The organism is Mesorhizobium sp. M1409 (assembly GCF_040317535.1).
Classification (GTDB): Bacteria; Pseudomonadota; Alphaproteobacteria; order Rhizobiales; family Rhizobiaceae; genus Mesorhizobium.
This window is the reverse complement of sequence record NZ_JAMYKV010000100.1, coordinates 1-9,444: the sequence shown is the minus strand read 5'-3', so window position 1 is coordinate 9,444 and position 9,444 is coordinate 1. Positions and strand designations below refer to the sequence as shown.

The 9,444-nt window shown below is 59.8% G+C and carries 8 protein-coding genes; 4 read left to right on the top strand and 4 right to left on the bottom strand.

The window, feature by feature from the left end; translation table 11 throughout:
* Positions 1–788 (bottom strand): sulfate adenylyltransferase subunit CysD (gene cysD / locus NKG99_RS34735; RefSeq protein WP_352873914.1); only part of this gene is annotated, 788 nt, incomplete at its 3' end.
* A 490-nt stretch (positions 789–1,278) separates the two neighbouring features.
* Here cysD and NKG99_RS34730 point away from each other — a divergent pair.
* Both NKG99_RS34730 and NKG99_RS34725 read left to right on the top strand, forming a co-directional pair.
* Positions 1,279–2,604, top strand: coding sequence for an O-antigen ligase family protein (locus NKG99_RS34730; protein ID WP_352873916.1), 1,326 nt, complete (start codon positions 1,279–1,281; stop codon positions 2,602–2,604).
* Complete coding sequence (locus NKG99_RS34725) at positions 2,601–3,536, top strand: NAD-dependent epimerase/dehydratase family protein (RefSeq protein ID WP_352873913.1); 936 nt, start codon at positions 2,601–2,603, stop codon at positions 3,534–3,536. The genes NKG99_RS34730 and NKG99_RS34725 overlap by 4 nt, the downstream gene beginning before the upstream one ends.
* A gap of 32 nt (positions 3,537–3,568) precedes the next feature.
* Here NKG99_RS34725 and NKG99_RS34720 read toward each other — a convergent pair whose 3' ends face one another.
* The 3 genes from NKG99_RS34720 to NKG99_RS34710 all read right to left on the bottom strand — a co-directional run bounded on the left by NKG99_RS34720 (position 3,569) and on the right by NKG99_RS34710 (position 7,224).
* A complete protein-coding gene (locus NKG99_RS34720) occupies positions 3,569–4,108 on the bottom strand; it encodes a sugar transferase (RefSeq protein ID WP_352873911.1) in 540 nt (179 codons plus the stop codon).
* A gap of 121 nt (positions 4,109–4,229) precedes the next feature.
* Entirely contained in the window at positions 4,230–5,162 is a 933-nt protein-coding gene (locus NKG99_RS34715; protein ID WP_352873910.1) for a glycosyltransferase family 2 protein, read from the bottom strand.
* A 73-nt stretch (positions 5,163–5,235) separates the two neighbouring features.
* Positions 5,236–7,224, bottom strand: coding sequence for an SDR family NAD(P)-dependent oxidoreductase (locus tag NKG99_RS34710; RefSeq protein ID WP_352873909.1), 1,989 nt, complete (start codon positions 7,222–7,224; stop codon positions 5,236–5,238).
* Positions 7,225–7,547: 323 nt separating this feature from the next.
* On the opposite strand from NKG99_RS34710, the gene NKG99_RS34705 reads away from it, so the two are divergent.
* On the top strand, positions 7,548–8,435 hold the full coding sequence (locus tag NKG99_RS34705; protein WP_352873907.1) for an ABC transporter permease: 888 nt from the start codon (positions 7,548–7,550) through the stop codon (positions 8,433–8,435).
* Between the two features lie 7 nt (positions 8,436–8,442).
* Complete coding sequence (locus NKG99_RS34700; protein ID WP_352873906.1) at positions 8,443–9,183, top strand: ABC transporter ATP-binding protein; 741 nt, start codon at positions 8,443–8,445, stop codon at positions 9,181–9,183.
* Positions 9,184–9,444 lie beyond the last annotated feature (261 nt).

Below are 9,444 nucleotides of genomic sequence, written 5' to 3'. Positions count from 1 at the left end.
GTGTCGGCATCCGATTCGATGGCCCCGGTCAGCGGATAGCAGCCAAGCGTGCGGAACCGCACCAGCCGGTTCTCCACCGTCTCGCCGGGGCGCAGTTTCATGCGCTCGTCATCCCTGAGGATCAGCATGCCGTCGCGTTCCACCACCGGCCGCTCCTTGGCGAAATAGAGCGGCACGATCGGGATACTCTCCTGCAGGATGTACTGCCAGATATCGAGTTCGGTCCAATTCGACAGCGGAAAGACGCGGATCGATTCGCCCGTTGCGATGCGGGTGTTGAATATCTTCCACATCTCGGGGCGTTGATTCTTCGGGTCCCACACATGCTGGGCGTTGCGGAAGGAGAAGATGCGCTCCTTGGCGCGCGATTTCTCTTCGTCGCGACGGGCGCCGCCAAAGGCCGCGTCGAAACCGTATTTGTCGAGCGCCTGGCGCAGCGCCACGGTCTTCATCACATGGGTGTGCGTGTTCGAACCATGGTCGAACGGATTGATGTTGTCGCGTACGCCATCTTCGTTGACGTGAACCAGGAGATCGAAGCCGAGTTTCTGCGCCATCTGATCGCGAAAGGCGATCATCTCGCGGAATTTCCACGTCGTGTCGACGTGAAGAAAGGGAAACGGCGGCTTAGCGGGATAAAACGCCTTCATCGCCAGATGCATCAGCACGGATGAATCCTTGCCGACCGAATAGAGCATGACCGGCTTGGAAAAAGCGGCCGCAACCTCGCGGAATATGTGGATGGATTCGGCTTCAAGCCGCTGGAGATGCGTAAGCGCTGTTGTCATGGACCGTGAGCGTTCTTTCGTGCCTTCCGACAGAAGATCTTGCCTCAAATCATCGAGCTTTGCGCCCGGTTCAAGCCTTGCTTCTGGACAATCTCTCTCGTGCCGGCGTTCTAGCAGATCGCCGTTGTCTAGAACAATGCAAGACTGGCTCTGGGGCGCATGGTTCGGGAATGAATTTTCCACGAACGCTGGAAAAGCCGGAAATTCCTGCTCGCTAGGCTGACAGCTGAGAAAATGCCGGAAAAATATTGCTTGAATAGACCGGCTACGGCCCTTCCGGGAACCTCCCTCCGATCGACCCCGCGCCGGCAGCTGTTTTTCGGTGACAATCGACCCGACATACTATCGAAAAAGAAGCCCAGCCGCTATACCAGCCCCAGGAAGCGGGCAAGTGCATCATGAGGCATGGGCAGTTTCGAGGCGAGCGCATTCTGCTTCGCTAAACAAGATCCGCCGCATGAAACTTCCCGAAAATAGCGAGCCCGAAAATTTGAGCCGGCTTTCATCCCTGAGACAGCAATTCACGCCTTCGCGGGTCAATATCTACTTCTCCATCCTTTGCTTCTTTTTTCCACCGGTTCTGGGATCGGTGGTCAGTTTTGTTTTCAACGGCGGAGCCCTGGCTTCCGTCGTGCTGATTGCATCTGGGAAAAGGCACTTCAACGCGGACCGGCCAATGATCTGGCTGACGGTCGCGATATATGCCTACTGCGCGGCCAATCTCCTGGCCACTATCGTCAACAATTCGTTCGTCCGCGATGCGCCACACCTTATACCGCTCGTCACCTTCCTGTTTTTCCCCGTCTCCTATTCGACCTGGAGCATCACGCAGAAAACCATGCTTGCCCGCACCATCGTTCTCAGCTGCATGGCCGCCTGTTTTGTCGCGCTGCTCATGGCCGTCATCCAGCAATATTGGATCGGGGTCAGGGCCGAGGGCGGGGCCGGCAACCCGATCGTCTTCGCAACGGTCGTCTGCCTTGCCGTGGCGGTCTGCGTGGCCGGCGCCTTGTCAGGCATAGAGCGAGCCCGTAACCCCCTTTTCCACGCCGCATTGGCCGGGACGATCGCCATCATCTATTCCGGTTCGCGTATTGCCTGGCTGGCTCTGCTGATTGCCGGCATCGCTGTTTTGCTTATCAACCATCGGAGGCTCAGAGGCAGGAATGCCGTTCGTGTGCTTCTGCTGCTGGCGGCAGTCGGCATCGTGGTCGCCGCTTTCGGCTTCCAGGCGATATCCGGGCGCATCGACTTTCTGCACTCCGATTGGAATGCGCTGGGCGCGCAGGGCAATTACGACAGCTCGTTGGGAATACGTGTCGCGCTTTGGGAGATCGGCCTCAAAGCATTCCGTGACATGCCACTGTTCGGACATGGGGTGGGCGCGACCCAGCTTTTAATCAAGCAGGGCTTTCATGATCAGTTCGCAATGGAGACAGGCTTCAACCATTTTCACAACGGCTTCCTGACCGCTTCGGTGCAAGCCGGAATTCTAGGCGCCGCAACGCTGGCGGCGATCTTTGTCGTTGCCGCTGGAAATGCTGCTCGGGTCTTGCGGAACAGCAGCGATCCGGTCGAGCGGTTCGGCGCCACCATGATTGTCATCGTGGTGATAACCTATCTCACGGCCGGGATGACGGGTATCCTGGTCGGACATGACATTGTGGACTCGGTGCTGATGGTCTTCCTGGTGTGCGGAACGTATCTTGCCTCCGGCTGTCAGGCTCCGTTGATGGAAAAGCATGCGCCTCCACCGGTGATGGAAGAACAGGCGCCTCCGCCGGCTACCCAAGAGCTGTTGCGAGCAAGGCAATGAAGGTCCTGGTTACCGGCGCAACGGGTTTCATCGGGCGCCTGGTTGTGCATCATCTTCGCCAGGCCGGCGCCGAACTTCGCCTCGCCTCTCGCCATCCGGAGAGGCTTGGCTCGGGGGATGGCGCGGTGCCGATGCCCAATTTCGATGCGCCCGCCGCGGCCTTCCTGACGCTCACCAGGGGTGTGACCCATGTCGTCCATTGTGCCGGCCTCAACAACGATCAAGGCAATGCCACCGAAGCGGACTACCGGGCGGCCAATGTGGAATTGAGCGCACGGCTGGCGCATGCCGCGGCCGCGCAGGCAAGCGGACGCTTCATCCATCTCTCCTCGATCCGGGCCGTGATCGGCGCTCGGGTCAGCGCGACAATCGACGAGAACGCGCCTCCCGCCCCGCAATGCGTCTACGGGCGGTCGAAGCGCGAAGGCGAGATCAGGATCCTGGAAGCCTATGCATCGCATGGCCGCTCCGACGCCGCCGTGTTGCGCCTGCCACCGGTCTATGGGAGCGGCATGAAGGGAAACCTGGCGACGCTGATGCGCCTGGCCGATACGGCGCTGCCGCTGCCGACCGGCGCCTTGACGGGAATCCGCTCGCTGATGTCCCGCGAGGCCGCGGTGCGAGCGGTGTCGCATCTGTTGACCCATTCGGCGCCACTTCACCCGATCTATGTCGGCGCCGATGTACCGCCGGTCACCGTCGAAGCCATCATCGCCGCCTTTCGCAGGGGTTTCGGACGGCCGATGCGCCTGATGACCGTGCCGGCAGGCCTGATGCGGCCGGCAGCAAGCGTGCTGGGCAAGCAGGCATTTTGGGACGGCCTGACCGCGACACAGATATGCGATCCCGCCCTGCTGATATCGCAGGGATGGGCGCCCGAAACCGACCCGCTGGGGCGGCTGGCCGAACTGGCGCGGCTCGGTAAGTCGTAGCTTCCTATCCCACTTTTGGGATCGTGGTTTGTTCAGCCTCGGTAGAGCGTTCCGAGCAGGATCCGAAGATCAAGCCGGAACGACGCCGTGCGGAGATACGCGGCGTCCGTTTCAGCCAGAAGCCGCGGGTTCGACATGTCGATGCCCCTGATCTGAGCCAGGCCGGTTATGCCTGGAAGTGCCGCCAAAACCCCCAGCCGCCTGCGACACTCGATCAATTCCGTCTGGGTCGGCAGGCAGGGGCGCGGCCCGACCAGGCTCATCTCGCCCTTCAACACGTTCCAGAACTGCGGCAGTTCGTCGAGCTTGAATTTCCGCAGCACCTTGCCAACCGTTGTGACGGAATTCGCGGGCGCCTCATGCGAGGGCAATGACGGCGTCCCGACATACATCGTGCGCAACTTGTGACAGCGAAAAAGCCTGCCGTCGCGACCGACCCGCGTCTGCGAAAAAATAGCCGGACCAGGCGACGATACCCGAACGGCAAGGACGGCGAGCGCCAAAACGGGAGATGTGACCACCAGCAGCAGAGCCGCGCCGGCAAGATCGAAAATGTGCTTGGCTGCTTTCATGAACGGCCGATGGCGCTCCCTGTCAAAGTCCCGAGGCAACGCCGCGGGCCAAGCCCGTCAATCCGGTCGACGTAGCATGAGCTCATATCTTGACCAAGCGTGCCACGCAGCCCTTCGATGCTCAGATGCGCCCGAGGATGAAAGCGAGATAGAGCCCCAGGGTCCCGGAAAAAGTCTGCCGATAGACACCGCTTTTGCGCAAGGCTGCCAGGCGGCGAAAAAGACCGCCCTGCCGACCCCTGGTGAACAGGTCGAGGCATTGCGCCGCGTCCTCGGTCAGGAGGTCGCGATTGACGACAAGTCCTTCAAGGTTGAGGTCCGTCCAGTCGGCAAACTCGCCCTTGAACAGGCGGCCAAGCCGGGAAACCCTTGCCCTCCACGACACGTTGGCGCCAACCAGGTTTGCCGCGTGCTGCCGGTAGCGCACCAGTGGCCGCGGATCGTAGCGGACGATGCCGCCGGCGGCGGTCACGATGAGATAGGCCCACCAGTCGTGGCTGACGAACCCGGTCCGCGCGCAGGCTCTGGCCAGCAGGTCGCGTGCCGCGGCGTTGAGCAGCATGGTATTGCCGCCGGCGATGCTTTGCACAAGCGCGTTGCGAAAGGATGGCGGCCGGGCAAACAGCGGCGAATGGCCAACAAGGCTTCCCGTTTCCGTCATGGTCGCGGTTCGCGAACAAAACATCAGCGGGGTTTTTGCGTCATGGGCCTGCATCCAGCGGATGGCGCTTTCCAACCTGTCGGGCTCCCAGATATCGTCCTGGTCGCAGAAAGCATAGCCGTCCGCATCGATGCGTCGATCAAGGATCATCGACCGGAAATTGGCGGCGAACCCTTGCCGCGGCCCCTCCACAAGGGTCATTCGACCCTTGGTCCAGCGGGATTTCCATGCCTCGATGATGGCGATCGTGCCATCGATGGAGCCATCGTCGGATATCCACAGGTCGACCAGAGGATGCGACTGGGCGAGCAACGACCGCAGCTGCTCATCGATGAAGGCGGCGCCATCTTTCGTGCCCATCAGGACCGCGATGCGCAGATCTGCTTTATCCACGAACGTCAAACACCTTGTATATGCCCGGGATTTTCAGATCCCCGAATCATGATCGCGTCGGAAGAGGAGCGGCCTAGCCCGCCTGCCCGACCGTTTTCGGGATCACGTCCTGACGAATGCTCCCCCTAGCCTTCTTGGCGCGGTCAAGGCCTGCCAGCACGGCGAGCGCGGCAGCCTTGTCTTGGTTTTTCGCCGACTGCTGCAGCGCCGTGAGCGCGATCTGGACATCCGACCATTCCACCACGTCCGTGCTGAGGCCAAAAATCTTCGAAATGCCGAGTTCGACGAGTTCCTCATCTTCGCCATGCAGCGTTTCGTGGAGTTTTTCGCCCGGCCTTATGCCGGTGAACCGGATTGCGATGTCCTTGTATGGGCTCTTTCCGGACATGCGGATCATCGTTTCGGCCACTTCAAGAATCGGCACCGGCTTGCCCATGTCGAGCATATAGACGGCATAGTCATCCCCGCTCCGCCGCGACGCGGCATCGGCCGCCGACATGATGACGAGATCGACTGCTTCGGCCACGGTCATGAAATAGCGTGTCATGCGCCGGTCGGTGATGGTGACAGGCCCTCCGGCCTCGATCTGCGCCTGGAATATGGTCGCCACCGAACCATTGCTGCCAAAGACATTGCCGAACCGCACAGCTATGAACCTGGTGGCGGAGCGATGCCCGCCCGGTTCGGCCGCTGGCGTCCCATGCAAGGCGCTGACGATCTGTTCGGCGGCCCGCTTCGTCATGCCAAGCACCGATGAGGGATCCACCGCCTTGTCGCTCGATATCAGGACAAATTGCGCAACCCCGCATTTGGCGGCGACCTCGGCACAGACGAGCGTTCCGAAAATATTGGTCTGGATGGCCGAATCCCAGTTTTCCTCGAGCAGCGGAACGTGTTTGAGCGCCGCGGCATGAAAAATGATATCCGGCCGGAATTCCGTAACGACACGCGTTATCTGGCGTCGGTCGGCGACATCGACGATACGGACCTTGAGCCGGTCGTGGTCCTTCTCGTCGATATACTGGCTCAGCTGGAAGATGCCGAACTCGGAGTTGTCGGCGACCAGCACCGCCTCCGCTCCCAGTTCCAGCGACCGTTTGACCAGCGTTCGGCCGATCGAGCCGGCACCGCCCGTCACCAGAACACGTTTGCCGCCGACAAAGGCACCGATGCGCTCGATATCGGACGCGACTGTCGGACGGCGCAGGATCGTTTCCATCTCGACGGTGTCGAGAACCAGCTTGCCGTGCCGTTCCAGCTCCGAAAGGCCGGAAAACTGCACCACACTTATATCGCCATGCCGGGCGACGCGGACGAGTTCCGAATACTCCTCGATCTCGTGCTCGGCGCCGCTGCCGAAAATCAGCAGATCCAGGCTTTTGGTGCCGCTCGCATAGTCTTCCAGGACATCGATCAGACGCGGCCGGGTCGCCACCACGGGAACACCCTGGATCCGCGTGCCCAACGGCGCGCCATGCTCGGTCGCCATGATGCCTGCGATGGAATAGTCGGCCGGCTGTGCCGTGCGCGTGAAGCGAATGATCAGGTCGGCTTCGCCAAGACGACCGACGAACAACGCTCGCTTGGCCTGCGTCCCGTCGGTCTTGCGGCTCAGAATGCCCCAGCTCGCGCCGTCACGCAGGAAACGGTAGAACAGCCGGGGCGCCGATATGATCGTGAAGGAGACGAGGAAGAAGACGATGAACTGGCGCTCGTTGAGCCCCTGCACCGGTTGGAAAGAACGAACCAGCAGCGAAGTGGCATACAGAGCGAACGTCAAAATCGCGCAGCTCTTCAGGATATTGAAAAAGTCCGGCGTCGAGGCAAAGCGCCATACGGTCGTGTAGAGGCCACAATATCTGAACAGCAGATGGCTGATGAGAATAATGCCCGCCCAGGTTGCCAGCCCCTCGTTGGAGAGCGGTTCGAACGAAAGATTCGACCGCGAAAGCACGAGGCTGAGCGCCACGGCGACCAGGACCATGACCACGTCCTGGACCATGATGAAGGCACGCCGCATCTGGGGCCGAAGTCCGAATACTGCTTCGAGGTAAGAATTCATTGGACGGTACTAGACTCCAGGCTCACGGATATCGGCACCACCAAGATGCGAACACGAAGATGCTTCGCGGCCGATCACCTTTCTCAAGTGCCATCCCGGCCCCCGCCGTCCTGTATCGCATACTGCGAGGTTGAAGGCATAGCCAGATGTTTTTTCGGAAAAGCGCGTGAATAAGAGTAAGCTTGACTCCCTATTCCCGGATGGATTGTTTCCGACCCTTCGGTGAACCTTGCGCTTTGGACACTGCCGCTACGTCAGCATGTGTCCAATTTTGCCGCAGTTGACTCTGCTGCCGACCTCGCTACGACGCAATGCGTTGCCATATGCCCGTCGAAATGGCTATTAGAGATGGGCTTGGTGGTTCGCTATGGCCAGCGAAGGACGATGCGCCAGAACAACGGATTGCGATACTCCCAGCTATGATTACGGCACTAAACGGCGCTTTTGACGACATCTCAAAGGCCATGAGATTACACCGGGTCTGGATCGCGCTTGCCCATGAGGACATCGGCGACCAGCACAGGCGCACGACGCTCGGCCCGCTTTGGATGCTGGTCAACTACGTGGCGTTCGTAGGCACGTTCGTTTTCGTGTTCCAGCCTGCCGGCAAGGACGTCGCGGGCTATGCCGCCCATGTCGCGATCGGCCTTCTGGTATGGTTCTACCTGATGGAAGTCATGTCCATGAGCGTGTCGCTCTTTCAGCGCGAAGAGAGCTTCATCGAAGGCACGACGCTGCCTTTGTTTGTGTATGTGATGCGACTGGCATTGCAATCCGCCATCAGGGCGGGCTATGCGATCGCAGGTTGCGTTGTCATTTTGCTGTTGAGTGGTCCTGCGGTGACATCCTCATGGCTGTGGTCAGGCGCAGGATTGCTCCTTATACTGCTGGTTACACCCGCAATGATTACCGTATTTGCGTTTCTCGGGGCTTTCTTTCCCGATAGCCAGTTCATTGTTGGCAATTTACTGCGGGTCGGTATGTTCTTCACGCCCGTTTTCTGGGTATACAGCGGGCAAGGCGGCGTCCAAGAATACGCCTATCACTGGAATCCGTTCACTTATTTTCTGGAAATCGTCCGTTTGCCCATCATGGATGGAGAACTACCGGTTCATGCTTTCACTGTGACCATCATTATATCTTTGGCCACATGGGCGATTGCATTGCTACTGCTCGGCCGGTATCGCAAGCAAGTCATCTTCATCATCTGAGTTTTCAATGGTTTCCATCAAGCTGGACAACGTTAGCCTTGTTTACAAGCTGCACGAAAAGCTGACGCTTTCCGCGCCGGACCGGCGTGTGGCTGGGCCAGGCGGCAGAATCGAAGGTTCGGGCAGAAAGCAATTCGTGCAGGCGCTCGACGGGGTCAGTTTCGAATTGAAGGCCGGCGACCGCCTGGGCCTGGTCGGCCCGAACGGCGCCGGCAAGACCACCCTTCTCAAGGTGCTCTATGGGATCTACGAGCCGTCCGCGGGAAGCGTCGCGATCGAGGGCAAAGTCGACGCTCTTTTCAACATCAACATAGGCTTCCGTCGTGAGGCGACCGGGCGCCGGAACATCGTGTTGCGTGGATTGATCAGCGGATGGACGGAAGCCGAGATCGAAGAGAAGATGGAGGACATCATCGCCTTCAGCGAGCTCGGGGATTTCATCGACTTGCCGTTCAAGGCCTACAGCCAGGGCATGGCCGCACGACTGGCCTTTTCGGCGGCGACCGCACTCGAGCCTGAGATTTTGCTGATGGATGAGTGGATCGGCGCCGGCGACGCCTCATTCCAGGACAAGGCCAAACGGCGCATGGATGAACTGGCTGAAAAGGCAGGCATTATCGTTTTAGCGAGCCACAGTGAGGCCCTTATCCAAAGCGTGTGCACGAAGAAACTGACGCTCAAGAGCGGTCGGATAGAATCGCTAACGACGGAGCCGGTCAAACGTGCTGAAAAGGTGGCTAAGCTGTAATCCTCTTCGCGCAAGCAAGTCCCACAGTCATCACGAACGAGTTCTACGGCGATCAATCAGACCGAACTCACCATTGCGTTGCCGACGCGCCTCTGCGGCTCAGTAAACTAGTAGGCGCCACTACGCCGTACCCATCCGGTGAAGACCGCAGACGTGCGTATCCGGCGGCCATGAGCACCTGAGCACCGCGGTGCTGGGGTCAAGCTTTCGATGGGGAGACGCGATGATGTTCTTCGAGGAGGAGTTCGACCTCTTCGATGC